At 72.6% G+C, this 25,345-nt stretch carries 21 protein-coding genes; 11 read left to right on the forward strand and 10 right to left on the reverse strand.

Going from position 1 to position 25,345, the window contains the following annotated elements; translation table 11 throughout:
- Positions 1 to 47: 47 nt before the first annotated feature.
- The 6 genes from Amac_RS16555 to Amac_RS16580 all read left to right on the forward strand — a co-directional run bounded on the left by Amac_RS16555 (position 48) and on the right by Amac_RS16580 (position 7,546).
- Positions 48 to 1,517, forward strand: a complete 1,470-nt coding sequence (locus Amac_RS16555) for an amidohydrolase (RefSeq protein WP_155355279.1) — start codon at positions 48 to 50, stop codon at positions 1,515 to 1,517.
- 65 nt (positions 1,518 to 1,582) lie between these two features.
- Entirely contained in the window at positions 1,583 to 2,023 is a 441-nt protein-coding gene (locus Amac_RS16560; protein WP_246268394.1) for a RidA family protein, read from the forward strand.
- A 27-nt stretch (positions 2,024 to 2,050) separates the two neighbouring features.
- Positions 2,051 to 3,628 (forward strand): amidohydrolase, encoded by a 1,578-nt coding sequence (locus Amac_RS16565; RefSeq protein WP_155355280.1) that lies wholly within the window; start codon positions 2,051 to 2,053, stop codon positions 3,626 to 3,628.
- Positions 3,629 to 3,652: 24 nt separating this feature from the next.
- Complete coding sequence (locus Amac_RS16570; RefSeq protein ID WP_155355281.1) at positions 3,653 to 5,053, forward strand: amidohydrolase family protein; 1,401 nt, start codon at positions 3,653 to 3,655, stop codon at positions 5,051 to 5,053.
- A gap of 22 nt (positions 5,054 to 5,075) precedes the next feature.
- Positions 5,076 to 6,407 carry a serine hydrolase domain-containing protein gene (locus tag Amac_RS16575; protein ID WP_155355282.1) on the forward strand — a complete coding sequence of 444 codons (1,332 nt, stop codon included), beginning with the start codon at positions 5,076 to 5,078 and terminating at the stop codon, positions 6,405 to 6,407.
- Positions 6,404 to 7,546: an alanine racemase gene (locus Amac_RS16580; protein ID WP_155355283.1), complete on the forward strand. Its 1,143-nt coding sequence runs from the start codon at positions 6,404 to 6,406 to the stop codon at positions 7,544 to 7,546. The genes Amac_RS16575 and Amac_RS16580 overlap by 4 nt, the downstream gene beginning before the upstream one ends.
- On the opposite strand, the gene Amac_RS16585 is transcribed toward Amac_RS16580, so the two are convergent.
- Complete coding sequence (locus Amac_RS16585; protein ID WP_218041122.1) at positions 7,487 to 8,164, reverse strand: helix-turn-helix transcriptional regulator; 678 nt, start codon at positions 8,162 to 8,164, stop codon at positions 7,487 to 7,489. The two genes, Amac_RS16580 and Amac_RS16585, sit on opposite strands and share 60 nt — an antisense overlap.
- 186 nt (positions 8,165 to 8,350) lie before the next feature.
- On the opposite strand from Amac_RS16585, the gene Amac_RS16590 reads away from it, so the two are divergent.
- Genes Amac_RS16590 through Amac_RS16610 form a run of 5 tightly spaced genes read left to right on the forward strand, consistent with a single transcriptional unit; the run spans position 8,351 to position 14,943 of the window.
- Positions 8,351 to 9,139, forward strand: coding sequence for an ABC transporter ATP-binding protein (locus Amac_RS16590; RefSeq protein ID WP_155355284.1), 789 nt, complete (start codon positions 8,351 to 8,353; stop codon positions 9,137 to 9,139).
- Positions 9,140 to 9,171: 32 nt separating this feature from the next.
- Positions 9,172 to 10,134: an ABC transporter substrate-binding protein gene (locus Amac_RS16595; RefSeq protein ID WP_155355285.1), complete on the forward strand. Its 963-nt coding sequence runs from the start codon at positions 9,172 to 9,174 to the stop codon at positions 10,132 to 10,134.
- Positions 10,131 to 12,173 carry an iron ABC transporter permease gene (locus Amac_RS16600; RefSeq protein WP_155355286.1) on the forward strand — a complete coding sequence of 681 codons (2,043 nt, stop codon included), beginning with the start codon at positions 10,131 to 10,133 and terminating at the stop codon, positions 12,171 to 12,173. The genes Amac_RS16595 and Amac_RS16600 overlap by 4 nt, the downstream gene beginning before the upstream one ends.
- Entirely contained in the window at positions 12,170 to 13,609 is a 1,440-nt protein-coding gene (locus Amac_RS16605; RefSeq protein ID WP_155355287.1) for a TldD/PmbA family protein, read from the forward strand. The genes Amac_RS16600 and Amac_RS16605 overlap by 4 nt, the downstream gene beginning before the upstream one ends.
- Entirely contained in the window at positions 13,606 to 14,943 is a 1,338-nt protein-coding gene (locus Amac_RS16610) for a TldD/PmbA family protein (protein WP_155355288.1), read from the forward strand. The genes Amac_RS16605 and Amac_RS16610 overlap by 4 nt, the downstream gene beginning before the upstream one ends.
- A gap of 5 nt (positions 14,944 to 14,948) precedes the next feature.
- Here Amac_RS16610 and acnA read toward each other — a convergent pair whose 3' ends face one another.
- Genes acnA through Amac_RS16655 form a run of 9 tightly spaced genes read right to left on the reverse strand, consistent with a single transcriptional unit; the run spans position 14,949 to position 25,338 of the window.
- A complete protein-coding gene (acnA, locus tag Amac_RS16615; RefSeq protein ID WP_218041123.1) occupies positions 14,949 to 17,531 on the reverse strand; it encodes an aconitate hydratase AcnA in 2,583 nt (860 codons plus the stop codon).
- Positions 17,528 to 17,833, reverse strand: coding sequence for a putative quinol monooxygenase (locus Amac_RS16620; protein ID WP_155355289.1), 306 nt, complete (start codon positions 17,831 to 17,833; stop codon positions 17,528 to 17,530). Before Amac_RS16620 ends, acnA begins: the two co-directional genes overlap by 4 nt.
- A complete protein-coding gene (locus Amac_RS16625; protein WP_155355290.1) occupies positions 17,821 to 18,876 on the reverse strand; it encodes an Ldh family oxidoreductase in 1,056 nt (351 codons plus the stop codon). The genes Amac_RS16620 and Amac_RS16625 overlap by 13 nt, the downstream gene beginning before the upstream one ends.
- Positions 18,873 to 19,514, reverse strand: coding sequence for a 3-oxo-tetronate 4-phosphate decarboxylase (otnC, locus tag Amac_RS16630; RefSeq protein ID WP_155355291.1), 642 nt, complete (start codon positions 19,512 to 19,514; stop codon positions 18,873 to 18,875). The genes Amac_RS16625 and otnC overlap by 4 nt, the downstream gene beginning before the upstream one ends.
- Complete coding sequence (gene otnK / locus Amac_RS16635; protein WP_155355292.1) at positions 19,511 to 20,731, reverse strand: 3-oxo-tetronate kinase; 1,221 nt, start codon at positions 20,729 to 20,731, stop codon at positions 19,511 to 19,513. The genes otnC and otnK overlap by 4 nt, the downstream gene beginning before the upstream one ends.
- Positions 20,728 to 21,396 carry an aspartate/glutamate racemase family protein gene (locus Amac_RS16640; protein ID WP_155355293.1) on the reverse strand — a complete coding sequence of 223 codons (669 nt, stop codon included), beginning with the start codon at positions 21,394 to 21,396 and terminating at the stop codon, positions 20,728 to 20,730. Before Amac_RS16640 ends, otnK begins: the two co-directional genes overlap by 4 nt.
- Complete coding sequence (locus tag Amac_RS16645) at positions 21,393 to 22,469, reverse strand: isocitrate/isopropylmalate dehydrogenase family protein (RefSeq protein WP_218041124.1); 1,077 nt, start codon at positions 22,467 to 22,469, stop codon at positions 21,393 to 21,395. Before Amac_RS16645 ends, Amac_RS16640 begins: the two co-directional genes overlap by 4 nt.
- Positions 22,470 to 22,487: 18 nt before the next feature.
- Positions 22,488 to 23,597, reverse strand: coding sequence for an ABC transporter ATP-binding protein (locus Amac_RS16650; RefSeq protein WP_155355295.1), 1,110 nt, complete (start codon positions 23,595 to 23,597; stop codon positions 22,488 to 22,490).
- The gene (locus tag Amac_RS16655) at positions 23,590 to 25,338 is read right to left on the reverse strand and encodes an ABC transporter permease (RefSeq protein WP_155355296.1); all 1,749 of its coding nucleotides are present in this window, start codon (positions 25,336 to 25,338) and stop codon (positions 23,590 to 23,592) included. Before Amac_RS16655 ends, Amac_RS16650 begins: the two co-directional genes overlap by 8 nt.
- Between the last annotated feature and the right edge of the window lie 7 nt (positions 25,339 to 25,345).

Raw genomic sequence — 25,345 nt, forward strand, 5'->3', positions numbered from 1 at the left:
GGTTCTCAACGATGAGCGCTCGCGGCGGCAGCGCATAGCGTCTCCGCATGTCATCCAATCTGCTGCTGCGCAACGCCCGGATCGGGCTCGGCGGCCCGCTCCGAGACATTCTGATCACCGGCGGACGGGTGGCCGCCGTGCGCGAGAGCGTGACAGATCACCTGGGGGAGGCGGTCGACCTCGAAGGGGCGACCGTGCTGCCGGGGCTGTGGGACGCGCACGTGCACTCGGCGCAGTGGGCCCAGGCCCGGCGCCGGATCGACCTCAGCGGCGCGCGGTCCGCGCGGGAGGCCGCGGACCTGATGGCGGCGAACCTCCCGCCGTCCGGCGAGGTGATCATGGGGTACGGCTTCCGCGACGCCCTCTGGCCGGACGAGCCGGACCGCGGGTTGCTGCCCGAGGCGCGCCCGGTGGTGTTGATCAGCAATGACCTCCACACCGTGTGGTTCAGCGGCGCCGCGCTCGCGCTCGTCGGCCTGGGCGGCCACCCGACCGGGGTGCTGCACGAGGCGGAGGGCTACCACGCGCTGGTCGCGCTGCCCGCACCCCCCGCCGAGCTGCTGGACCGATGGGTGGCCACCTCGACCGGGGCGGCCGCCGCGCGCGGCGTCACCGGCATGCTGGACTTCGAGCTGGCCGACAACGTGACGGACTGGCTGCGCCGCCACCGCGAGCAGGAGGTCGCCGTACGCGTCGCCTGTTCCATCCCGCGCGCCGGTCTGGACGAGGCGATCGCCCGCGGGCTGCGCACCGGTGACGTGGTGGCGGGCTCCGGCGGGCTGCTCGAGGTCGGCCCGGTGAAGATGTTCGTGGACGGCTCGCTCAACACCCGTACCGCGTACTGCGACGATCCGTACCCGGGGTCGGGCGGCCGGGGGCGGCTGGAGACGCCGCTGGCGGAGCTGGCCGAGGTGATGGCGCTCGCCGCACGCCACGGGCTGCATCCGGCGGTGCACGCCATCGGCGATCTGGCCACCTCCATCGCCCTCGACGCCTTCGAGCGGGTCGGCTGCCCCGGCCGGATCGAGCACGCGCAGCTGGTACGGCCGGCCGACTTCGGCAGGTTCGCCCGGCCCGGCCTGATCGCCGGAGTGCAGCCGGCGCACGCCCCCGACGACCGCGAGGTCGCCGACACGCACTGGCACGGCCGGACCGGACGGGCCTACGCGTACGCCGACCTGCTCGCGGCGGGGGCGACCCTGGAGATCGGCTCGGACGCCCCGGTCGCGCCGCTCGACCCCTGGGACGGCATCGCCTCCGCGGTCACCAGAACCGACGACGAGCGCCCGCCGTGGCACCCCGAGCAGGCCGTCCCGCTCAGGGACGCGCTCGCCGCCGCCGCCAGGGGACGGTCCACCGTGCGGGCGGGGGACCCGGCCGATCTGATGATCCTGGCCCGCGACCCGTCGCTCCTCACCCCGGAGGAGCTGCGCCGTCCGGAGGTGCTCGGCACGCTCATGGACGGCCGATGGACCCACCGCCCGCCCTTGCGATTGACAAAACGTCCAGTGGATTGACGGAGAGTCCAAGGGTTCGGTAGCCTCGGCCCGCAAGGTTGATGTGACGTGCTCAGGAGGTCGGCGTGGAAACCAGATATCTCGAACTGCCCGAGCCGCTGGAGCCGTTCGCGCGCTATCTGCCGTGCCGGTGGAGCGGTGCCGAGGTGCACGTCTCGGGGCAGGTCGCGGCCCGCGAGGGCGAGTTCCCGCTGCGCGGCCGAGTGGGCGCGGAGCTCACGCTGGAGCAGGGCAGGGCGGCCGCGCGGCAGTGCGCGCTCAACGTCCTCGCCGCGCTCAAGCGGGAACTGAACGATCTGTCCAGGATCCGCGCGCTCGTCAAGGTGACGGTCTTCGTGGCCACCGGTCCTGACTTCCTGGACCACCATCGGGTGGCCGACGGCGCCTCGGAGACGTTCCTCGAAGCGCTCGGCGAGGTGGGCGGGCACGCGCGGTCCGCCGTCGGCGTGGCCCGGCTGCCCATGGACTCCCCCGTCGAGGTCGAGGCCACCGTCCTGGTCGGCTGAGCCGTCCCGAGCCGCCGAGGAGGAACCATGCCCAAGCACCTGATCGTCGTGAACGGCCGCCTGTTCCTGGACGGGGCGCGCGTCGGCCCTCCGCCCGAGGACGCGCCCACCGCCGTGGTGATCGAGAACGGAAAGATCTCCGCCCTCACCTCCGACGTCGAGGCGGCGCGGCTGCGCCACCCCCGCGCGGAGGTGATCGACGCCGGGGGCGGGCTGGTCCTGCCGGGGTTCGACGACGCGCACATCCACGTGATCCCCGGCGGCCAGTGGTATGGCCTGCTCGCCCTCAAGGAGGCGGCGACCGTCCGTGAGCTGCAGGATCGGGTGGCGAAGTATGCCGCGGCCCACCCTGAACTGCCGTGGATCTGGGGTGGCGGATGGCGCTACGCCACCTGGGGGGACGCCGCGCCCGCCAAGGAAGCGCTCGACGCGGTCCTCCCCGACCGCCCCGCCATGATGGTCTGCACGGACGGCCACAGCTACTGGGTCAACTCGGCCGCCCTGCGCGCCGCCGGGATCGACCGCCACACCCCCGATCCCCCCAACGGCACGATCGTGCGCGACCCGGCCACCGGTGAGCCCACCGGCTGGCTCAAGGAGCGGGCCGGCCAGCTCATCTACCGGGTGATGCCCGAGCCGTCCCACCAGGACCTGAAGCTCGCGCTGCGCCGGGCCGTGCGGGCGCTGAACGCGTCGGGGTTCACCGCCGTCCAGGACGCGCGGACCGACCCGGGCGAGGTGCCGGTCTGGCGGGAGGCGCTGGCCGAGGGCCACCTGACGCTGCGGTCCAGAATCGCCCTGCCCATGGCGCCCGAGCAGTCGCTCGACCAGTGGCGGGCGACCCTCGACGAGCACGCGGACCTGGTGGCGCCGCTCACCGGCGACTGGCTGACCAGCGGGATCGTCAAAGGCTTCGTGGACGGCGTGATCGAGAGCAGGACGGCCGCGATGCTGGCGCCCTACGAGGGGGAGGAGAGCGCGGGCACCCCCGCCTTCGAACCGGAACAGCTCACCTCGTTCACGGTGGAGGCGCACCGCCGGGGCTGGCAGGTCCAGCTGCACGCCATCGGCGACCGCGCCGTCCGGATGGCCCTGGACGCCTTCGCGGCGGCCGGCCGCCGCCGCCACCGCGTCGAGCACGTCGAGGTCATCGACCCGGCGGACGTCGGGCGGTTCGCGGCGCTGGACGTGGTGGCCAGCATGCAACCCATGCACGCCTTCTCCGCGACCGACCGGGCGCACGGCTGGCACCGCGTGATCGGCCCCGGCCGCGCGGCCACGAACTGGCCGATGTCCGCGATCCACGCCGCGGGCGGGGCCATCGCGCTCGGCTCGGACTGGCCCGTGGTGGACTTCGACCCGTTCACCACCCTGCACGCCGCGATGTCCGCCGACCACGCGCTCACCTTGCCGCAGGCGCTCACCGCGTACGGGCACGGTTCGGCCTACGCCGCGCACGCGGAGCACCGGCGGGGCAGCGTCGCCGTGGGCATGGACGCCGATCTCGCCGTGCTCGACCGGGACCCGCTGGCGGACGGGGACGTCCGGGGGACCGGGGTCGCGGCGACCATCGTCGACGGCCTGGTCGTGCATCGGGCCGGCTGACATCACTGGGACAAGGGAGTGGGCATGGAGTACGACATTCTGCTGCGCGGGGGCCGGGTGATTGACCCGGCCGCCGGTGTCGACCAGATCGCCGACGTGGCGATCGCCGGGGGAAGGGTCGAGGCGGTCGGCCCCGAGCTGGCCGGGCACGCCGCCACCGTCATCGACGTCACCGGCCGGTATGTCATCCCCGGCCTGGTGGACCTGCACGTGCACATTCCCGAGCACATGGGCGGCGGGGCCGGGCACGCCATGCTGGCCCGCGCGGGCGTGACGACCGCGCTCGACCTGTCGGGCCCGGCCGCGGGCGTGCTGACCGCCGCCGCCAGATCGGGCGCCGGCCTGCACATCGCCGCGGTCGAGGCGTTCCGTCCGGACGCCCAGCTGCCCGCCCGGCCGACCAGGGCCGAGATCAGGCGGGCCGTGGACCGGGTCCTCGCCGCGGGCGGCATCGGGGTGAAGCTCCACGTCGACAAGGGCTGGGAGCCGGAACCCACCGGAATGATCATCGACGAGTGCAACCGCGCGGGCGTCTGGATCGCCAGCCACTGCGGCACCACCGCGACCGCCAGCGACATCGTCGGCCTGCGCGAGACCCTGGCACTCGCCGGGGACAACCGGCTCCACGTCGCCCACGTCAACAGCTACTGCCGGGGCGACGTCGAGGACGCGGGAGCCGAGGCGTATACGGCGGTCGAGTTGCTCCGCAAGTCGCCACAGGTCTTCGCCGAGTCCTACCTGGCGGAGATCAACGGGTCCAACGGCACCTGCGTCGACGGGCTGCCCAAGAACAAGCGCGTGCGCGCCTGGCTGGAGGGCGCCGGTTATCCCGGCACGGAGGACGGCCTGCGCCGGGCGATCCGCGCGGGCTGGGCCCAGGTCACCCGGATGGAGCCGGACGACGTGCGCCTGCTCTCCGGGGACGAGGGGGTCGCCTACTGGGAGGCGGCGGAGACGGCGACGCCTATCTGCCTGCCCGTGAACCCGGCCATCTCCCGGCTGGTGCTCGGCTCGTCCAGGCGGGCCGACGGGAGTTTCGACGTGCCCGCGCTGGCCACCGACGGCGGCGCGTTCCCCCGGAACGTCACGGTGTCCGCGGGTCTGTCCATGGTGGAGTGGGGCCTGCTCAGCCTGGCGGAGTTCGTCACCAAGGCGTCCTGGACCCCCGCGCGTATCCTCGGGCTGCCCGGCAAGGGGCGGCTGGCGGACGCCGACCTCGCGGTCGTCGATCCGCTGAGCCGTGCCGTCACCACCACGATCAGCGCCGGTCAGGTGATCTGGCACCAGGGCGCGGTCCTCGGCCGTGGCACCCGCTTCCTGAGCACCGAGCGCGGCGCGGCCGCGGTCCGCGACGCCTGCGGCGGCCCCCACCTGCTCGACCTGGCCGCCAGCGGCTTCTACACCGGCGACGGCCTGGCCGCGTGACCAAGAAAGGAAACACCCCCCGATGACGACCGCCTCAGAACTGCTCGCCCTGCTCGCCGAGACTGCCGAGAAACACCGCCTGGAAAACGGCGTGCCGGGCGTCGCCCTGGGCGTGGCCGCCGATGGTGAGGTCGCCTCCACCGGGCTCGGGGTGACCAGCGTGGCCGACCCGCGCCCGGTCACCACCGGCACGCTGTTCCGCCTGTGCTCCATCACCAAGATCTTCGCCGCCACGCTCGCGATGACCCTGGTGGAGGAGGGCGTGCTCGACCTCGACGTGCCGGTGCTCGCCTACTACCCGGAGCTGACGCTCGCCGACGCCGGTGCCCGGGCCTCGCTCACCATGCGGCACCTGCTCACCCACGCCAGCGGCCTGGAGAGCGAGCTCCGCGGCGACCTGGAGAGTTTCGGCCGCAACGACGACGCGCTCGACCGCGTCGCGTCGGCATACGGCTCGCTCCGCCAGTTCGCCCCCGTGGGCGAGCTCTGGGGATACTGCAACACCGGCTACTGGCTGGCCGGAGCCGTGCTCGCCCGGCTCGCCGGGCCCTCGTTCGAACAGGCGGTGCGCCGGCGCGTGCTGGAACCGCTCGGCATGGCCGGCAGCTGCTTCTTCGCCGAGGAGGCGGTGCTCGGCCGGGTCGCGCTGCCGCACCGCCGCGGCGCGGCCGGCTCTCCCGAGCACGTCCCGATCCCGTCCTTCGCCTTCCCCCGGGCGCGGGTGCCCTCCGGCGGCGTGATCGCGGGCGTGGACGACCTGCTCAGGTTCGCCGGTCTGCATCTCGGGCACGGCTCCGCCGTCCTGTCGCGGGCCGGGCTCGCGGCGATGCGCGAGCCCCAGATCCCGGGTGACTTCCCGGGGGATCAGCAGGGCCTCGGCTGGATGACCTCCGCTCCCGGCGGCACGCCGGTGGCCGAACACAGCGGGTCCTACAAGGGATACTGCACCCGGCTCACCCTCCTGCCGGAGTTGGGCGTCGCGGTGGCCGTGCTCACCAACAGCGACGACGGCGGGCGGCTGTGCCGGACGGTCAAGGAGGCCGCGCTGGACCACCTGACCGGCTGGCGGCCCGCCGAGGTGGCCTACACCGGCCTCGCTCCCGCACGCCTCGCCGCCTACGCGGGCGACTACGCGATTCCGGGCGTGGACCTCGTCCGGATAGCACCGCACGAGGACGGGCTCCGCCTGGCGCTGCTCAACGGGACGGCGCAGGTCGGGGAGTCGCTGTGCCGGGCCACGTCGGAGACCGAATTCGAGATCGTCCAGGGCCAGAGTTTCGGCTCGCGGGTGGTCTTCTTCCCCGGGTCACCGGCGATCCGGATCGGCCTCCGGCTGGGGGCCAGGCTGTCATGACAGGTCCGGAGCTGTTCGCCGGCGTCAGGACACCGGCCCTGGTGGTCGACGAGGCGGCGGTGGAGCGGAACATCCGGCTCGTGCTGACGCTCACCGGCTCCCCGGACCGCTGGCGGGCGCACGTGAAGACGGCCAAGGCGCGCTGGGCCATGGAACGGCTGATCGCCTTCGGGGTGCGGAGGTTCAAGGCGTCCACCACCGCGGAGCTCGCCACCCTGCTCTCCCTCGGCGCGCCCGACGTGCTGCTGGCCTATCCGGCGGTCGGGCCCACCCAGTGGCGGGCGGCGGAGCTGGCCACCGCCCATCCGGGCGCCGCGGTTTCCGTGCTGGCCGACAGCGTGGCGGGCATCCGCACCTGGCGGCCGGGACCGGCCGGGGCGTTCATCGACGTGGACACCGGCATGGGCCGCACCGGCGTCCCGGCGGGCGATCACCGGGCCGCTCTCGCCGTGGCGGACGAGCTGGTGGGACGGGGGATCCCGCTGCGCGGCCTGCACGGCTACGACGGGCACCTGGCCGACCTGCCCCCGCCCGAACGGGACACTCAAGCGGCCGACGGCCTGCGCGCGATGGCGGATCTGGCGGAGGCGCTCCAGGCGGCCGGGCACCCGATCGGGGAACTGGTCGCGGGCGGCAGCCACACCTTCCGCGAGATCCTGGCCACGCCCACGCCGTGGCTGGACCGGGTCACCGTGGGCGCGGGAACGGTGGTCTACAACGACGCCCGCAGTCTGGGCAGGTTCGGCGACATCGGGTTCACGGCCGCGGCGGTCGTGCTCACCCGGGTGGTGAGCCGCCCCGGTCCCGGGCGGATCACGGTCGACGCCGGGCTCACCGCGATCCAGGTGGACGCCGGGCGCCCGCACGCCGAGGGCGCGGGCCTGGCGGTGGTCTCGGCGGCCCAGGAGCACCTCGTGTTGTCCTGCGCCCGGGGGACGGAACCGGGCGTCGGTGACCTGGTCACGCTGGTGCCGCGCCACGTGGACACGACAGTCGCCCAGTTCGGCGAGATGCACGTGATAGGCGCGGACGGCCGGGTCAGGGTCGAACCCGTCACCGCACGCCACCACGAGTCCGCATCAGGATCCTGGGGACTCCTCCCGGAGACGGGTGATGTAGTTGTAGACCGACTGGCGTGACATCCCCAGGCGTTCCGCCACCATCGGCACGGCCCGGCGGAGCTGGAACAGCCCCCGCTGGTCGAGCTGGCGGAACACGTCCGTGCGCTCGGTCACGGTGAGCCGGGCCAGCGGGTGGCCCAGCGCGTCCTCCACCTCGGCGAGCACTCCGTCGACGACCGACTCGATGTCCGTGCCGAACGTGGTGGCCGGGGATTCGGCCGGGTCGAGGTCCCCGGCCATCTCGGTGAGCAGCCTGCCGACCGCGCGCAGCTCGGTGACGTCGAGATTGACGCACACGGCGCCCACCACATGGTCGTCGGAGGTGCGCAGCAGGATGGTCGACGATTTGATGACGCGGCCGTCGGGCAGCCGTGTCACGTAATTGAGGTCGTCCTTGGCGTCGTCGCCCTGCCGCAACATGCCGAGGCCGATCTGGCTCATGGCCGACCCCACTCTGCGCCCGGTGACGTCGCCGGCCACGGCGATGACCGAGTGCTCCACCTGCCGGTAGTCGTGCAGCACCACCTCGCACTTGCGGCCGAACGTGGCCTGGATCCCGTCGACGACCGGGCGCATGGCGGCGAACAGCGCATCGGCTTCCGAAGATATCTGGCTGATCGGAGTGTCCTTTCTCAACAGGAACGCACGGGAACGCTTCGTCGGGCAAGCCCGGCAACAAGGATTTTACGTTTAGTCGAACCCATTGACAACAGGTCTAAATTCGGCCTAATTTTCGGGCTACCAACCGAAACCCCCCACTTCGCGCGATCTATCTGACTTTGTCAGACCCTGACGGCGGTCGGCAGCGAGAAAGGCGGAACAATGTCGGGTCCCCTCGTCGCCGAACGGCTCAGCGTTGGTCACGACGGCCGCACCATCCTGGCCGACGTGGACTTGACCCTTCCCGCGAGCACGGTGACCGTGCTCGTCGGACCCAACGGCTGCGGAAAATCCACCATGCTGCGCACCCTGGCCGGCCTGCAGCGGCCGACCGGCGGCCAGGTGCGGGTCCTGGGCGATCCCCTGGACAAACTCAGCCGCAGGGAACTGTCCCAGCGGCTGGCCTTCCTGCCGCAGACGCCCCTGGTCCCCGCCGGGATCACCGTGCGTGAACTGGCCAGGAACGGCCGCTACGCGCATCGCGGCGCGTTCGCGCGGCACACCGCGGAAGACCTCGACGCCGTCGAGTGGGCGCTGCGCGTCACCAACGCGCTCCCGCTCGCCGGGAAACGCGTGAACGAGCTGTCCGGCGGTGAGCGGCAACGCGCCTGGCTCGCCGCGGTGCTCGCGCAGAAGGCGGACATCCTGCTGCTCGACGAGCCCACCACCTACCTCGACCTGCGCTACCAGGTGGAGGTGCTGGAAGTGGTGCGCTCCCTCGCCCACGAGCACGGCATGGCCTGCGGCCTGGTCCTCCACGACCTGGGACAGGCCTCCTCCTACGGCGACCGCGTGATGCTGACCGCGGGCGGCGAGATCCTCGGCCACGGCACCCCGGCCGAGGTGCTCACCTCCGAGGGCATCGCCCGCGCCTTCGGGCTCGACGTCAAGGTCGTGCACGACTCCGAGACGGGTGGAATCGCCTGCTTCCCCCGTACTTCAGCCAACTGACACCCCCCACAGCACAGTTAAGGCAGACGACCATGCGCAAGACCGCAATCCTTCTCGGCACCGTGGCCGCGGTGCTCGCTATCGCCTCGTGCGGCTCCTCGACCCCCGCCGCCCCGACCGCTGCCGCCGCCCCCGGCGCAGCGAAGATCACCATCACGGACGCCTTCGGCCCCGTGGAGCTGGCCGCCCCCGCCACCCGCGTCGTCTCGCTCGAGTGGACCTACACCGAGGAACTGCTCGCGCTCGGCGTGGCCCCGGTCGGCGTCGCCGACATGGGCGTCTACAACGACTGGGTGACGGCGGGCCCGCGCGTCGCCGAGACCACCCTCGACGTCGGCACCCGCCAGGAGCCGAACCTGGAGACCATCGCCTCGCTCAAGCCCGACCTGATCGTGGGTGCCGCGGACCGGTTCACCAGCAACCTCCAGAGCCTCAAGGACATCGCCCCGGTCCTCGCGTTCCGGTGGAACGATCCGGCCAAACCACAACTCACCACCATGAGAGAGAGCTTCCTGGCGCTGGCCGAGGCCGTCGGCAAGGACGCCAAGGCCAGCGAGGTGCTCGCCGGGCTCGACGCGACGATGGCGTCGGCCAAGACCAAGCTCTCCACCGTGGGCAAGACCTTCGCCCTCGCCTACCCGGCCGGGGGAGCGGGCGCCGCGACCGTGACCGTCTTCGCCAAGCCCTCGCTCGCCTCCCAGATCCTGGAGGCGGCCGGCATGACCAACGGGTGGACCGGGACCGCTGACGGAGACGGGCTCAGCACGGTCGGCGTCGAGGCGCTGACCGGTCTCCCCGCCGACGTGAACTTCCTCTACGTCTCCCCGGCCGGCGACGACACCTTCGTCAAGCTCGCCGACAACAAGGTGTGGACCGGGCTGCCCTTCGTCCAGGCGGCCCACACCTACCTGCTGGACCCGACCCCGTGGTTCTACGGCGGGCCGCTGTCGGCCGAGCAACTGCTCACCCAGACCGTGGCGACGCTGGTCAAATGACCGCCGCTCTCGCGTCCGCCGCCCCGATGCGACCGGTCCGGCGGTTCGGCCCTCCCGTCGCCTGCGCCGCCGCCCTCGCCCTGCTGGCGGTCGTCTCCCTCTGGCATCTGGGCCAGGGCGCCTCCCGGCTCGGCGTCGGCGACGTGGTCCAGGTGCTCACCGGCGGCGGGGACCAGCTGGCGGGCGACATCGTCTTCAGCGGACGGCTGCCCCGCACGCTCGCGGGCCTGGTGGCCGGGCTGGCCCTCGGCCTCGCTGGCGGCCTGGTCCAGGGCGGGACGCGCAACCCGCTCGCGGCCCCCGACACGCTGGGCGTGAACGCGGGCGCCTACCTGGCGGTCACCATCGTCGGCGCGACCGGCCTGAGCGTCGGCGTGTTCGGCACCGGCGCCGCCGCCCTGGCCGGCGCCGTCGCCGCGGCCGCGCTCGTGTACGCGCTGGCCGGGCGCTCGCTGTACGCCCCGGGACGCGTGCTCCTGGCCGGTACGGCGGTCGCCCTGGCGGCCACCTCGATCGCGCTGATGGTGCAGATGCTCAACGAGCAGACCGCCCGCGGCACGTTCTTCTGGGGCAACGGGTCGCTGATCCAGACCGGCCTGAGCGTCCCGCTCTGGACCGGAGCGGCGGTCCTCGTCCTGGCCCTGGCCGTGCCCGCGCTCGTCCGCCCGCTCGACCTGCTCGCCCTGGGCGACGACACGGCCGAGGCCATGGGGGTGAACGCGGGCCGCATGCGCCTGTACGTCCTGCTGCTGTCGGTCGCCTTCGCCGCCGTCGCGGTGACCGTCGCGGGACCGATCGGCTTCGTCGGCCTGGTGGCCCCGATCGCCGTGCGGATGGCGGGGATCCACCGGCACGCCTGGCTGCTGCCGCTGTCGGCGGCGGCGGGCGCGCTGCTGGTGCTGCTCGCGGACGGCGTGGGGCAGGCTCTGCAGACCGCCGCCGGCGGCGAGATCCCGGTCGGGGTCGTCACCGCGCTGGTGGGCGGCCCCGTCTTCCTGCTGCTGGTCCGCCGCCTGACCACCGGCGACGCCGAGACCGGGGCCGCGGTCACCGAGACCAGGCCGGTGACCGGCCGCCGCTACGCCACCGTCGTGACGGTGGCGGCGGTCCTGCTCGCCGCCGGGATCCTCGTCGGGGTCTGCGTCGGCACGCTGAGCATCGACCTGTCCCAGCTGCTCAACCCCGATCCGCTGATCCAGGGTGTGCTGTCGCAGCGGTTCACCCGGGTGCTCGCCGCGGCCGGGGGCGGGGCCTGCCTCGCGGTGGCGGGCGGCGCCGTCCAGGCCGTCATCCGCAACCCGCTCGCCGAGCCGTCCCTGCTGGGGGTCACCGGCGGGGCGGCCATCGGGGCCGTCACGGTGATCACTCTGGCCTCCACCGCCCCGCGCTGGATGATCCCGGGGGCGGCGGCGCTCGGCGGTCTGCTCGCCCTGCTGCTGGTGATCGCCGTGGCCCGGCGGAAGGGCGTGCTCGATCCGACCAGGGTGGTGCTGGTCGGCATCGGCCTGGCCGCGGCCACCTCGGCGGTCGTCCAGGTGCTCGCGCTGCGCTCCACCATGACGATCGGGGCGGTCCTGACCTGGCTGGCCGGGTCCACCTACGGGCGCGCGGCCGGCGACCTGCTCTGGCTGGCCGTCCCGCTGGTGGTCACGGTGCTGCTCGTGGCCGGCACCCGGCCGCTGGACATGCTGGCGCTGGGTGAGGACCTGCCGCGCGCGTTCGGGCTCCGGCTCGGCCGGGTGCGCCTGCTCGTGCTGATGGGCGCGGTCGCGCTCGCCGCGGGCACCGCCGCGACCATCGGCGCGGTCGGCTTCGTCGGGCTGATCGCGCCGCACCTCGCGCGGAGCGTCGTCGGCTCCTCGCACCGCCGCATGTTGCCCGTGGCGGCGCTGCTCGGGGCCGTCCTGGTGGTGGTCGCCGACACCGTCGGCCGGGTCGTCATCGATCCCCGGCAGATTCCGGTGGGGGTGATGACGGCGCTGGTCGGCACGCCGTACATGATCTGGCTGCTGCGCTCGAACAGGAGGGCGAGCCGGTGAGGGAGATCGCGGACCGCGCGCTCGACACCGCCGTGCGCGGGGGCGCCGCCTACGCGGACGTGCGGGTCGTGCGGCGGGCCGAGGAGTCGGTGACGGTGCGGACCGGCCGGGTCGAGTCCATCGCCTCGGAGGAGAGCGAAGGCGTCGGCGTCCGGGTGTTCGCGTACGGAGCCTGGGGTTTCGCGGCGACCCACGGGTACGACGCGGACGCGGTCGACGCGGCCGCGGCCGAGGCGGTACGGCAGGCCAAAGCCGCGGCGCCCGCACTGCGGCATCGCGTGACCCTGGCCGAGCGCCCCCGCGCCCAGGGCACCTACGCCACTCCCGTCAAGGAGGATCCCTTCGCGCTTCCGCTGGAGGCCAAGGTCGCCGACCTGCTCGCCGCCGACGCCGCGCTGGCCGGGCCCGGCGTCGTGGCCACCGTCTCGACGTATGGCGCGCAGCGGGAGTGGAAGACCTTCGCGGCCACCGACGGCAGCCTCACCGAGCAGGTGTTCACGCACGTGGGAGCGGGGGTGGAGGCGCATGCCGTACACGGGAACGAGCACCAGCGGCGCAGCTATCCCGAGGCCAGGGGCGGCCGGTGGGGGCAGGCGGGGTACGAGTTCGTCCGCGAACTCGACCTGGCGGGGAACGCGGCCAGGTGCGCCGAGGAGGCGGTGGCCCTGCTCTCGGCGCCGCCCTGCCCCGACGGGCCCGCCACCGTCGTCATCGACCCCAGCCAGCTGTACCTGCAGATCCACGAGTCCTGCGGGCACGCCACCGAACTCGACCGCGTCTTCGGCGCGGAGGCGAGCTACGCGGGGACCAGCTTCCTCACCGCCGACCTGCTCGGTTCCGGCTTCAGGTACGGCTCGGACCTGGTCACCCTGGTCGCCGACGCGACCGTCCCCGGCGGTCCCGGTTCGTTCGGCTGGGACGACGAGGGGGTGGCGGCGCAGCGCACCACCCTGGTCGAGAACGGCGTCCTCACCGGCTTCCTGACCTCGCGGGACACCGCTCCCCGCATCGGCGGGCCGTCCGGCGGCACCGTGCGCGCGGAGAGCTGGAACCGGCTTCCGCTGGTCCGCATGACCAACGTCAACCTCGTGCCGGTGCCCGGCATGAGCCTGCCGGACATCGTGGCGGACACCGACGACGGCCTCTACCTGGACACCAACCGCAGCTGGTCGATCGACGACCGCCGCTGGAACTTCCAGTTCGGCACGGAGATCGCCTACGAGATCAAGGGCGGGCGATTGGGACGCATCCTCAAGAACCCGGTCTACTCCGGGGTCACGCCGGAGTTCTGGCGCTCCTGCGACGCGGTCGCCGACGAAAGCAGCTACGTCATGTACGGCAATCCCAACTGCGCCAAGGGCCTGCCGCCGCAGTGCGTCCAGGTGGGGCACGGCTGTTCGGGGGCGCGGTTCCGAGGCGTACGGATGGGGCGATGATCGAGAAACACGCGGAACGGCTGCTGGCGCTGGCACGCCGGCACGGCGCGACCGACGCGGAGGTGAGCGTGGAAACCCGCCGGGCGGCGCTGACCAGGTTCGCCAACTCCGAGATCCACCAGAGCGTGGCGGAGGACACCGTCCGGGTGAACCTCCGCTACGTGCACGGCAGGCGGCACGGCATGGCGGCGACGGGCCGCCTGGACGACGCCGCGCTCGAGTCCCTGGTCGAACGCGCCGCCGCGAGCGCGCGCGGCACGGCCGAGACCGACGACTGGCCCGGCCTGCCGGAACCGGGGCCGATCCCGGAGGTGACGGGTGCCAGCGCCGCCGCCACCCGCGCGGCCACGCCCGAACTCCGCGCCGGCGTGGTGCGCGAGGTCATCGCCGCGGCCGACGCCGCCGGTGTCGGCGCGTTCGGCTCCTTCGCCACCGGCGCCGTCACCACGGCCGTGCTCAGCAGCAGGGGTGTCCGGGCGGCGCAGACCAGGAGCGACGCCTGGCTGGTCACCGTGCACATGTCCCCGGACGGCGGCACCGGATACGCCGAGACCTGCGCGGTGGACGTGGCCGACGTCGACGGCGCGGCCCTCGGCCGGGAGGCGGCGGCCAAGGCCCGCGCCGGTGATCACGCCGTCGCCCTCGCGCCCGGGGAGTATCCCGTGGTCCTGGAGGAGTACGCCGTGGTGGACCTGCTGGCCAAGCTCGGCCGGTGCGGCTTCAACGCGCGCGCCGCCCAGGAGGGCCAGTCCTGCGCGGAGCCCGGCGTCCGGATCGCCAGCGACCTGGTCACCGTCTGGGATGACGGGACCGACCCGGCGGGCCTGCCCACCGCCTTCGACTACGAGGGCGTCGGAAAACAGCGGGTCACCCTCATCGACCGCGGCCGCTGCGCGGGCCTGGTCCACGACACCCGCACCGCCGCCGGCGCCGGAATCCACTCCACCGGGCACGCGCTGCCCGCGCCCAACCCGGTCGGCCCGCTCCCGACGAACATGTTCATGGCACCCGGTGGCTTCTCCCGGGAGGAACTGCTCGGCCGGCTGGACCGGGGACTGCTCGTGACCCGCTTCTACTACACCAACCCGGTGGATCCCAAGCGCGGGATCGTCACCGGAGTGACCCGGGACGGCCTCTTCCTCGTCGAGGGCGGCGAGATCGTCGGTCCCGTACGCGACCTGCGGTTCAGCCAGAGCTATCTGGACGTCCTCCGAGGCGTCAGCGCGGTCGGCAACTCCCGCAGGACCCTCCGCGGCTGGTACGGCGGAGTATCGGTCCTCGGCGACATCACCGTCCCCGCCGTCCTCTCCGACAGCTTCCGCTTCTCCGGTTAGGCGCACTACGAGAGCAGCATCCTCAAGACATAGGGCATGACGCCACCGTGCCGGTAATAGGCGACCTCGCGTGCGGTGTCCAGCCGGAGCCGGGTCTCGAACGTCACGTCGTCGGCGGTGACGGCCAGCGTGGGCGGTAGCGGGCCCTCCCCGAGCGACCCGAGACCCAGGATGGTGATGCGCTCCCGCCCGGTCAGTCCGAGCTCGGCCGCGCCTTGGCCGGGCAGGAACTCCAGCGGGAGCACGCCCATGCCGACCAGGTTCGACCGGTGGATGCGCTCGTAGGACCTGGCGATGACGGCCTTCACGCCCAGCAGCGCCGGCCCCTTGGCCGCCCAGTCGCGGGAGGAGCCGGCTCCGTATCCTTCCCCGGCGAGCACCACGGTCGCGACCCCGGCCTCCCGGTAGGCGCGGGCGGCGTCGTACACCGAGGTGATCCTGCCGCCGTCGAGGAAGTCGCGGGTCAGACCGCCTTCCGTGCCGGGGGCGACCTCGTTGCGCAGCCGCGGGTTGGCGAAGGTGCCACGCATCATGACGTCGTGGTTGCCGCGGCGCGAGGCGTAGGTGTTGAGCCGCCCGCGCGGCACGCCGAGTCCGGCCAGATACCGGCCGGCGGGGCTGTCGGGGAGGATCGCTCCGGCCGGCGAGATGTGGTCGGTGGTCACGAAGTCGCCCAGCTTGACCAGCACCCGCGCGTCGAGGATGTCGTGGAGCCGGTCGGGCTCGCGCGACATTCCGTCCAGGTAGGGCGGACGCCGAACGTAGGTCGACCCGGGATCCCACGAGAAGGTGCCGGAACCCGGGGCGTCCAGCTGTTGCCAGCGGTCGTCGCCGTCGAAGACGTCGGCGTAGGCGCGGGTGAACATGGACGGCTTGATGACGCCCGCGACGATCCGCTGGACCTCCTCGGGAGCGGGCCACACCTCCCGGAGGTAGACGGGCCGGCCGTCGCTGCCCGTGCCGAGCGGCTCGGTGGTGAGGTCGACGTCCATCGTGCCGGCTATCGCGTACGCGACGACGAGCGGCGGGGAGGCCAGGTAGTTCATCCCGACCTCCGGCTGGATCCGTCCCTCGAAGTTGCGGTTTCCCGACAGCACCGCCGCGACACTGAGCCCGGACTCGCTGACCGCACGCGAGACCTCGTCGATGAGCGGCCCGGAGGCGCCGATGCAGGTCATACAGCCGAATCCGGACAGGTGGAACCCGAGCTCCTCCAGGAAGGGGACCAGCCCCGCCTCGTTGAAGTAGTCCATCACCACCCGCGATCCGGGTGAGAGGGTGGTCTTCACCCACGGCTTGGTGCGCAGGCCCCGCTCGACGGCTTTCTTGGCCAGCAGGGCGGCGGCCACCATGACCGAGGGGTTGGAGGTGTTGGTGCAGGAGGTGATCGCGGCGATGGCGACGGCCCCGTGCCCGATCTCGTGGCCGGTGCCCGCCAGCCGGACCCGCAGGGCGGGGGGCGCCGAGGCGCGGAAGGCCGCCTTGGCGGCGTCGAGCGGCACCCGGTCCTGGGGCCTGCGCGGCCCGGCGATGGAGGGCACGACGGTGGACAGGTCGAGGTCGAGGTCGGCGGTGTACTCGGGCGGAGCGTCCGGGTCGTGCCACAGGCCCTGCTCCCTGGCGTAGGCCTCGACCAGATCCACGTGCTCGTCGTCGCGGCCGGTGAAGCGGAGGTAGCGGATGGTCTCCTCGTCGACGGGGAACAGCGCGGCGGTGGAGCCGAACTCGGGGCTCATGTTCGAGATGGTCACCCGGTCGGTCACGGGCAGCGTGACGACTCCGGGGCCGTGAAACTCCACGATCTTGCCGACCACGCCGTGGCCGCGCAGCAGCTCGGTGACGGTCAGGACCAGGTCGGTGGCGGTGGCGGTCACCGGCAGCTCGCCGTGCAGCCGCACGCCCACGACATCGGGCAGCGGGATCGACACCGACTGGCCCAGCATCGACGACTCGGCCTCGATGCCGCCGATGCCCCAGCCCAGCACGCCGAGCCCGTTGACCATCGTGGTGTGCGAGTCGGTGCCCAGGCAGATGTCGGGAAAGGCCGTTCCGTCCTGGACCATCACCACGCGGGCCAGGTATTCCACGTTGACCTGGTGCATGATGCCCTTGCCCGGCGGCACCACGGTGAAGTTCCGCAGGGACGCCTGCCCCCAGCGCAGGAAGCGGTAGCGCTCGCCGTTGCGTTCGTACTCCAGCTCGGCGTTGCGGGCCAGCGCGTCCGGCCGCCCGAAGACGTCGGCGATGATGGAGTGGTCGACGACGAGTTCGGCCGGGACGGCCGGGTTGACGCGAGCGGGATCGCCGCCCAGCGCGGCCAGCGCGTCCCGCATGGCGGCCAGGTCGACGAGCGCGGGCACCCCGTTGGTGTCGTGCAGGAACACCCGGGCCGGGTACAGGTCCACGGCCCCGGTCCTGGCCCCGCGCGGCTTCCATCCGGCCACGGCCTCGACCTGGTCGGCGGGGGCGCCGTGCCGTACCAGGTTCTCCAGTACGATCCGCAGGCTGTACGGAAGGCGGGCGGAGGCCAGGCCGGCCACGGGGTGGATGCGGTAGGCGCGGGATCCCGCCCGGAGCGTGGCCGTCACCGCGCCTCCCGGTCGAGGGAGACCGGCCGGCAGAAGGTGTTGCGGTGGGTCTCCACGCACGCGGCGGCCACCTCGCGCCAGGCCGCGTAGTGCGGAGTGGCGCGGTGCTCCTGGTAGAAGGCGGCCTCGTCCCGGTAGATCTCGTAGAGCACGAACCGGTGCTGGTCCTCGTCGGTGCGCAGCACGTCGAAGCGGAGGCAGCCGGGCTCCTCTCGGCTGGCGCGGGCGTTCGCCTCGATCCCGGGGAGGAAGGCGTCGACGTGGTCCGGCCTGACCTGCAGGTGCACGATCACGACGAACATGCGGCCATCCCCTCGGGAAGGGGGACGTGGCACTCTTCGCCCAGCAGGCTCAGATCCCGGAGGGTCTTGTCGGGCAGCGAAACGCCGCCCCGCTCGGCGTCGTGCGCCTTGCGCTCCTCGATCTCCCCCGGATAGAAGATCTCCTCGAAACCCGGTGCCAGCGGCACCTCCTTGGTGCGGTCGATCAGGTCGTCGAGCCGCCTGCCGTACTCCTGCGGATCGTGCACCGCGTCGACGCGCAGGGCGAGCACCAGGTGGCCGCAGCCGCTGCGCCGGTCGGGAACGTACGGCCCCGCCACGCCGCCGGCGTAGGAACTGCCGGTCAGCACCCCGGACAGCACGTCCATCATGAAGGAGATGCCGTATCCCTTGTGCCCGGCCATGGGCAGGATGAGCCCGTCGATCGCCTGCCGCGGGTCGGTCGTCGGGGTGCCGTCCGCGGCCAGGGCCCAGCCTTCGGGAACGGGCTCCTCCCGCTCCAGCGCGGCGTAGATCTTGCCCCGGGCCACTGTCGTGTTGGCGATGTCGAGCACGACCGGGCCGCGCCGCCCGCCCGGGACCGCGATGGACCAAGGGTTGGCCCCGACCGTTTTCGCCCGGCCGCCCCAGGGGGCCATGGCGGGGCTGCCGTTGGTCGTCAGGACGGCGACACAGCCCTGGGCCGCGATCATGCGGGTGAAGTAGGCGGCGGTGCCGAAGTGATTGCTGTTTCGCACCGCGACGACGCCGACGCCGTGCTCACCCGCCCGCCGTACGGCTTCGCGGGCGGCGTGCGCGGTGACGACCTGGCCGACGCCGTCCTGCCCGTCGAGGACCGCGACGGCGCCCCCGTCGGTCACCGTGACCACCTCGGTCGCGGCTCGCATGACCTTGCCGCGGATACGGTCGACGTACCAGCCCAGGCGCAGCATGCCGTGGGAGGGGTGCCCCCACATGTCCGCGGTCACCAGGCTGTCGGCCACCAGCCTCGCGTCGGGCTCGGGAACTCCGACCGAGGTCAGGACGCGGGTCCCGAAGGTGATGAGGTCTGGAGCCGGGATCATGTCGTGTTCCTTTCAGAACGGTGGCGGATGCGCAGCTCCGCCGCCTGGTCGGCCGTCAAGGGCCGGGTGGGCCGGTCGTGCAGCAGCAGCCAGAGCCGTGCGGTCTCCTCCAGCTCCTCCGCGATGTCGGCGGCGCCGGCCAGATCCGGCCCGGCGACGATCGGACCGTGGTTGGCGAGGAGCAGGGCGTGCGCGGTCCTGGCGGCCCGCTCGGCGAGCGGGCCGAGCGCGCTGTCGCCCGGGGCGTGATAGGGCAGCAGCGGCAACCGGCCCACGCGCATCACGTAGTAGGCGGTCAGCGGGGGGAGCGCGTCGGCGGGATCCAGCCCGTCGAGGCAGGACACCGCGACCGAATAGGTGCTGTGCAGATGGACGACCGCGCCCGCGTCGGGGCGGGCGCGGTAGAGCGCGGCGTGCAGGAACGCCTCCTTCGACGGGCGCGGCCCGGCGAGGTGGCCGCCGGCCAGGTCCACCAGGGACAGGTGGCCGGCGGAGATCTCGCCCAGCGACCCTCCGGTCGGGGTGACGAGGAACCCGCCGTCGACGCGCGCGCTGATGTTGCCGGTCCTGCCGTGGGTCAGCCGCCTGCCGAACAGGGAGGCGCCCAGCTCGGCGAGCCGGGCGGGGATGTCGCTCACGTCGCGTCCACGGCTCGGACCAGCAGATCAGGACGGCCGAAGTTACCCGACTTGAGCAGCAGCGCCAGCCGCGGCACACCGCTGGTGAGGACCCACGGCACCCCGCGATCCTCCTCCGCGGCCATGACCACGGAGGCCACCCCGAGCGCGCTGACCACGGCGCCGGACGTCTCGCCGCCGGCCACCACGACGCGGCGCGCGCCGAGCTCGACGGCGTGCCGGGCGGCCGCGGCCAGCGCCTGTTCCAGCAGCTCGGCGGAGTCCGGCAGGCGTTCCTCCGGCGGGGCCGAGGAGTAGACCATGACCGGCCCGTCGCCGAGGTGCGCCTCCAGCCACCGCAGCGCGCCCTCGATCATGTCCTTGGACTCCGGGCGGAGCCGGTAGGAGGGCATGCTCCGGCGGGCGCGGGCGACCTGTTCCAGCGTGGCCGCCGAGCAACTTCCGGCGATCACGATGGCGGGTCCTTCCGGCAGCTGGGTGTCCCCCTCTTCGGCGACCGCGTCGCTCGCCAGCAGTGCGCCGGTGGCGCGGGCCAGCCCCGCCGCCCCTGTCACGACGGGGAGGTGGGCGGTCGCGCGCGCGATGGCGTCGAGGTCCCGGTCGCCGACGGCGTCCGTGACGACATGGCGGACACCCCGGTGTTTCAGATCGTCCAGGGCATCCCGTACGGCGTCGCCCCCGCGCGAGATCACCTCGTGCGGGATCAGTCCCACCGGCTGCGGAGTCTGCCGGCCCAGGACCCTGACCAGGTCGGAGTCCGTCATCGGGGTGAGCGGATGATGGCGCATCGGTGACTCAGACAGCAGCCGGTCGCCGACGAAGAGGTGCCCCTGGTAGACGGTGCGGCCGTGCTCGGGCGAGGCCGGGCAGACGACCGTCAACGCTGCGCCGCCCGCCTCCAGGAACGCGTCCACGGTGGGCCCGATGTTGCCCTTGTCGGTGGAGTCGAACGTGGAACAGTACTTGAGGTAGATCCGCGAGACCCCCTGTTCCACCAGCCATCGGCGGGCGGCCAGGGAGACGGCCACGGCTTCGTCCACCGGCGCCGTCCGGGTCTTGAGCGAGACGACGATCGCGTCGCAGTCCGATACGACCATGTCGGCCGGCGGCGCGCCGAACAGCAGGACCGTGCGCAGCCCCGCCCGCCGCAGGGCGGCGGCGACATCGGTCCCGCCGGTGTAGTCGTCGGCGACGCACCCGAGGGCAGGACTGCTCATGCTCCGGCCCCGGCCAGCAGCGCGGCGCGCAGCGCCCCCGCCGCCATGAGCGGAGGACTGAGGACCGGCACGCCGAGCCGGTCGGAGAGCATGCCGTGCACGGGACTGATCGAGTACTGCCCCAGCAGGAACAGATCGGCCACCCCGAGATGGGGCTCGGCGGCCCTGGCCAGGGCGTCGAGCAGGGAACGGTGGTCGTTGACCGAGGCCGCGGCGGAGGCGCCGGGAGCGGCGACCGCCGTCACTTCGGTGCCCGGCTCCGCCAGCACGCCGCGCAGCCGCAACGCCGAGTCGGCCGCGGCGGACTCGAGCGAGCCCAGGACGACCACCGTGCCGGGACCGCGCCTCACGACCTCCGCGAACATCTGCTCGTCGGAGCTGACCACGGGCAGCTCGTAGAGGCGGCGCGCGAGGTCGACGACCGGCCCGTACATCGAGCAGCTCAGCAGCACCGCGTCCGCGCCGCCGCGCACCGCGTGGTCGATGAGCGAGAGCATCCGCCGGGACAGGGCGGGCGTCATCCCGCCCGCGGCGTCCGCGTCGCCCACCAGCCGGTCGTCCAGCAGGTGCCACAGCGCGGCTTCGGGGAATCCCTCCCTGAGACCTTCCGTGGCCGGCTGGATCGAGTCGGGCGTCGCGTTGACGACCGCCACCGTCGGACTCATCGCAGCCCCTTGACCGTGTCCGCGACGGCCTGCGCGAAGTCGCGGGTGCCTGCCGTGCCGCCCATGTCCCGGGTGCGGGTGCCGGCTCGTACGGTGTCGGCGACGCCCGTCTCGATCAGCGCGGCGGCCTCGGTCAGCGTGGCGTCATGGTGCCTGGCGCCGAGCCAGTCCAGCAGCATGGCGCTGGAGAGGATCATCGCGATGGGGTTGGCCACGTCCTGGCCGGCGATGTCGGGGGCCGAGCCGTGCGCCGCCTGGGCCATGGCGCGCTCGTGGGAGGAGTTGACGGACGGGGCGATGCCGAGCGAGCCGGCGATCTCGCCCGCCAGGTCGGAGAGGATGTCGCCGAACATGTTCTCGGTGACGATCACGTCGAAGTCGTCGGCGCGGCGCACCAGATGCACGGTCATCGCGTCGATGTGGAAGTCGTCCACGGCGACATCGGGATAGCCGGCCGCCAGCTCCCGGCACACGTCGAGGAACAGGCCGGTGGTCATCTTCAGGACGTTGGCCTTGTGCACGACGGTGAGCTGCTTGCGCCGGCGGCGGGCCAGCTCGAACGCCTCGATCGCGATGCGCTCGACGGCGGCCCGGGTGATGATGCCCATCGCGATCGCCACATCAGGGGTGGGCATGAACTCGCCGCTGCCCTTGTAGGTGCTGCGGTCGGCGTAGAAGCCCTGGGTGTTCTCCCTGACGATGACCAGGTCGGTGCCCGCGACGACGGCGTCGGCTCCGTCGAAGGACTTGGCCGGGCGGATGTTGGCGAACAGGTCGAAGTGCTTGCGGATGGTCCCGCTCGGGTTGAGGCGGGAGCGGTGCGGCTCGGGGTAGGCGGCGCTGTCGTGCGGCCCGAGCAGCCACCCGTCCAGGCCGGCGAGAGCGGTCAGCGTCGACTCGGGTACGGCCTCGCCGTAGGCGTCGATGGCCGAGCGGCCCAGCGGCAGCCCCACCCAGTCGATCGCCGTGCCACCGGCGGCCGCGAGGGCGGCGTCGACGACGAGCACGGACGCCGGGACGATCTCGGGGCCGATGCCGTCACCTTCGAGAACTCCAAGGCGGTAGGTAGTCACTTGTATGTCCTTCTGCTTTCAGCCGGTGACGGTGATGAGGGCCTCGGCGTCCGGAGACAGCACGCCGACGGTCGGGTAGAGGAGGCAGGCGTCGGGCTCGACCACGAGGGTGACCCTCCCGTTCAGGCCGGGGCGGCTGCTCTCGACCTGCACGGCCTGGTCGCCGAGCCGCAGGTCGTACTCGTAGCGGGAGCCGATGTAGGAGCTGGTCAGCACGTCGGCCTCGAGCACGTTCACGTCCGCGGGAGCCGTCCGGCCGGGGGGCAGGATCTCCAGCCGTTCCGGCCGGATGGCGACGCTGACCCGCTGGCCGACGGCGACCCCGCCCGGCTGGACGCGGAGGGTTTGCCCGTTGCAGTCCAGCAGCACCTCCGCGTCGCTCGCCATCCGCCCCTCGAGGAAGTTGGAGCGTCCGACGAACGCCGCCACCTCGGCGGTCGCGGGAGTCGCGTAGATCTCCTTGGGCGTGCCGATCTGCACCATCTCGCCGCGGGACATCACCGCGATGCGGTCGCTGAGCGCGAGCGCCTCCACCTGGTCGTGGGTGACATAGACGGTCGTGATGCCGAGCTCCTCCTGCAGCCGCTTCAGCCAGGCGCGGGCCTGCTCGCGCAGTTGCGCGTCGAGATTGGACAGCGGCTCGTCCAGGAGCAGCACGCTCGGCGAGTAGACCAGCGCCCGGGCGAGCGCGACGCGCTGCTGCTGGCCACCGGACAGCTGGTGCGGGTAACGCTCCTTCAGCTCGGCCAGCCCCACCTTGTCCAGGGCGTCGTGGATGAGCGGGCCCTGCCGCCGCTTGTCGATCTTGCGGATCTTCAGCGGCATGGCCAGGTTCTGCGCGACGGTCATGTGCGGCCACAGCGCGTAGGACTGGAACACCATGCCCAGGTTGCGGCCCTCGGGGGGCACGAACCTCCCCTCGTCGGCGAAGGTGGACTCGCCGATCGTGATGCTCCCGCCGGTCGGCCGCTCCAGGCCCGCGATGCACGCCAGCGTCGTGGACTTGCCGCACCCGCTTGGCCCCAGCAAGGTGAAGAACTCGCCCTCGGCGATGGTGAAGGTGACATCGCGCAGCACGGAGTTGCTCCCGAACTGCTTGGACAGGTTGGAGACCTTGACCTCAGGCATCGTGGCGCCCCTTGAGAAGTAGTCCGGCGAGCCCGACGAAGGTCGCCGTGATGGCGATCTGCAGGGTGGCGAGCGCCGCCACCGAGCCGGTGTTGCCCTGCACCCAGAGCTCGAGCATCGTGGTGCCGATGATGTTGGAGTCGGCGGAGCCCAGGAACACCGCGGGTGAGTACTCCTTGAGCAGCGTCACGAAGGTGAGGATCAGCGCGCCCGCGAACGCGGGCCGCAGCAGGTCGGCGAGGATGCGGCTGAACGTGCGCACCCAGTCGGCCCCCGAGACCCGGGCGGCGTTGTCGAGTTCCCGGCCGATCTGCATGACCGAGGGAGCGATGGAGCCGAACCCGCTGGGCAGCGCGCGCAGCCCGAAGCCGATGATCAGCGCCCACAGGGTGCCCTGGATGAGGCCGCCGAGACCGAACGGGACGAAGGCGAAGGCCCAGAACAGGCCGATACCGACGATGATGCCGGGCATGGCCTGCGGGGCCAGCGCGAGGTACTCGACCGTGCGGGCGAAGCGGAACGTCGAGCGCCGGGAGACCATCACCGCGAGCAGCGAGAGCGCGCTCACCAGGACCGCCCCGATCAGGGCGACCAGGAGGCTGTTGACGATGGACTGCACGTACACCGGATAGGTGAAGATCCGCTCGTAGTTGCTCCCGGTGAGCGATTCCAGCGGCGACTGCAACGGTGTGAAGACCAGGGTGAAGGACCGGAAGATCAGCCCGCCGAGGGGGATCAGCGCGCCCATCACGACGTAGAAGGCGATGGCGAGGACGGCCACCCACCTCAGCCAGCCCAGGTCCAGGCGGCGGGGCCGGGTGGCCTTGCCGCGCACCGAGACGAACCGTTGCGCGTCCTTGAGCAGCTTGGCCTGCAGCGCGACCAGGCTGACCGTGACCACCAGGATGATCGCCGAAGCCGCGGCGAGCACCCCGTAGTCCGGGCTGATGGACTGCAGGCCATTCCGGTAGAGAAAGGTGGAGAACACGTCGATCCCGACCGGCTGTCCGAACAGCAGCGGCACGCTGAGCGTCTCGACGGACATGCTGATCACCAGGATCGAGCTGTAGACGATGGGCGGGCGCAGCATGGGCAGGACGATCGAGCGCAGGTTCCGCAGCGGACCGGCGCCGCAGACCTGGGCGGCCGCCTCCAGCGAGGCGTCACTCTGCCGCAGCGCGTTCGCGCAGAAGGTGTACGCGATGGGGGCCAGGGCCACCGCCTCGGTCAGCGCCATGCCGGGGATGGAGTAGAGATTCCACGGCACGGCGCCGAGGACCTCGCGGACCTGGACGCTGACGAATCCGGCCGGGCCGTACATCGTGATCCAGCCGAATCCGAGGATGAGTGAGGAGATGAAGAAGGGCCACTGCATGGCGGCCGCGAACACGCGGCCGCCGGGCAGCTTGGTCCGGACCACCACCACGGCCATCGGCACCGCGATCAGCAGGGAGATCACGGTCGTGAGCCCGGCGAACAGCGCCGTGTTGAGGACGACGCGACCGAATCCCGCCTCGGTGAACAGCCGCACGTAGTTGTCGGCGCTCAGCAGGCCGCCGGCCTCGTACAGCGGGCGGTCGAGGAATGACTGGTACAGCGTCGGGACGATCGGCGCCAGCACCAGCAGCGCGAGCAACCCGAGCACGCCGTACTGGAGCCAGGTCTCGCGGCCCAGGCCCAGCGGCCTGCGGTAGCGCGGGGGTGGGTCCATCACCTGAGGTGGCGCGGACAGCGTGGTCATCTTGCTC

Source organism: Acrocarpospora macrocephala (genome assembly GCF_009687865.1).
In the GTDB taxonomy this organism is placed as follows: Bacteria; Actinomycetota; Actinomycetes; order Streptosporangiales; family Streptosporangiaceae; genus Acrocarpospora; species Acrocarpospora macrocephala.